2 protein-coding genes are annotated in these 1,683 nt (G+C 70.4%); one reads left to right on the forward strand and one right to left on the reverse strand.

Going from position 1 to position 1,683, the window contains the following annotated elements:
• Positions 1-144: 144 nt before the first annotated feature.
• A complete protein-coding gene (locus ABD198_RS30425) occupies positions 145-1,062 on the forward strand; it encodes an IS5 family transposase (RefSeq protein WP_344007946.1) in 918 nt (305 codons plus the stop codon).
• On the opposite strand, the gene ABD198_RS30430 is transcribed toward ABD198_RS30425, so the two are convergent.
• Complete coding sequence (locus tag ABD198_RS30430; RefSeq protein WP_344007948.1) at positions 1,019-1,570, reverse strand: hypothetical protein; 552 nt, start codon at positions 1,568-1,570, stop codon at positions 1,019-1,021. The two genes, ABD198_RS30425 and ABD198_RS30430, sit on opposite strands and share 44 nt — an antisense overlap.
• Positions 1,571-1,683 lie beyond the last annotated feature (113 nt).

Raw genomic sequence — 1,683 nt, forward strand, 5'->3', positions numbered from 1 at the left:
AGAGGCTGTTGTCGTTCCGATCTTGAGGGATGCGTTTCGAACGGGAGTCTCGATCGGGTGGTCACGGACCGCTGGGCGCATGCGAGTGGGGCCTCCTGAACAGCTCGTTGGTGTCTAATCACCGAGCAACATCAGGAGGCCCCGGTGCCGCAGTCTTCCGTGCCGATGCCCTGGCAGTCCACTTCGGTCACCTGGGAGTGTGACTGTCTGGCTCACCGGTTCGGAAACGCCGCCGACAACGGGGTGCGCGAGCGCCGCTATCCGACCGACATGACCGACGCCGAGTGGACCGAGGTCCGGCCGCTGCTGCCGGTGCCGGGCTGGATGCGAGGCCGTGGCGGGCAGCCGGAGGCGTACTGCCACCGGGTGATACTGGACGCGATCCGCTACCTCGTGGACAACGGCATCAAGTGGCGCGCCATGCCGGTGGACTTCCCGCCGTGGGACCGGGTGTATGCGTTCTTCCGCCGCTGGCGCGACCATGACCTGGTCAGGGAGTTCCACGACCGGCTGCGTGCCAGGGTCCGCGAGGAGCTGGGCAAGGACACGGATCCCACGGCCGGGGTGATCGACTCACAGTCGGTCAAGGCGGACGCCGTGGTGGGCGCGGACAGCCGCGGCTACGACGGCGGCAAGCAGATCAACGGGCGTAAACGGCACGTCGTGGTCGACACCCTCGGCCTGCTGCTGGGCGTGATGGTCACCGGCGCCGATATCGGCGACCGCGCCGCCGCCCAGGTCCTGCTGGCGCGGGTGGCCGGCGCGCACCACCACCTCGCCCTGGTCTGGGCCGACGGGGGCTACACGGGCAGCCTCGTCGAGTACTGTCTGGCCGCGCTTGCGCTGGTGCTGGCGATCGTCAGGCGCAGCGACGACATGCGCGGCTTCGTGGTGCTGCCCAAGCGGTGGATCGTCGAGCGCCTCTTCGCTCACCTGATGCAAAGCCGCCGCCTGGCCCGCGACTACGAACGCCGCACCACCAGCGCCGAGGCCATGATCTACTGGTCGATGACCACGGTCATGACCCGCCGCCTGGCCCGGCCACACCGCGGGCGGGCGTGAACCGGCCCGCAGCCGGCTCGGCCAGCCAGCCACGCGCCACCAGGCGCTTCGCCTTCGACCGCAACGCCTCCACCCGCGCCGGCACCACGTCCATGCCGAACGCGGCGGCCATCTCCTGGCAGGTCACCGGCCCCTGCCCGAGCCGGGCCCGGTCCGCCCCCAGCTGCAGGATGCGCTGGTAGTCCACCGACAGCGCCGACCAGTCAAGCCCTTCACGCCACATGGGCACCTGCGACTTCGGCTTCGCCGCCTCCGGCGCCTGCGGCGTCTTTCCGGGCTGCCCCTCGGCGGGCGGTGCCGCCTGGCCGGCCGGGACCTGGTCCTGCCCGCTCTCGTCCGCCGGGGCCAGCACTTCACCGACCCGTGAACGGGCGATGGCCCACTCCTTCCATTCCCGCTCGGCCACGGCCAGCTCGGCCTGGATACGGTCGGCCTCCTCCCGCAACTCATCCACCCGGCGGCGAGCACCCAGCTCGCGCTGTTCCAGCAGCCCGACCACCGACGGCATCCGCGACCCCCACAGCAGCGACGACATGACAAGCCGTCACTCCCACCAGACCGCCGACCCTATGCCCCACCAGCGAAAACGCAGTCCTCACGTCCGGAAAGACAACAGCTTCT

Source organism: Streptomyces thermocarboxydovorans (assembly GCF_039524635.1).
GTDB lineage: Bacteria > Actinomycetota > Actinomycetes > Streptomycetales > Streptomycetaceae > Streptomyces > Streptomyces thermocarboxydovorans.

Excerpts from the sequence above, each read along its gene's own strand:
- ABD198_RS30430 (WP_344007948.1), bottom strand. The coding sequence starts at position 1,570 with ATGCCGTCGGTGGTCGGGCTGCTGGAACAGCGCGAGCTGGGTGCTCGC.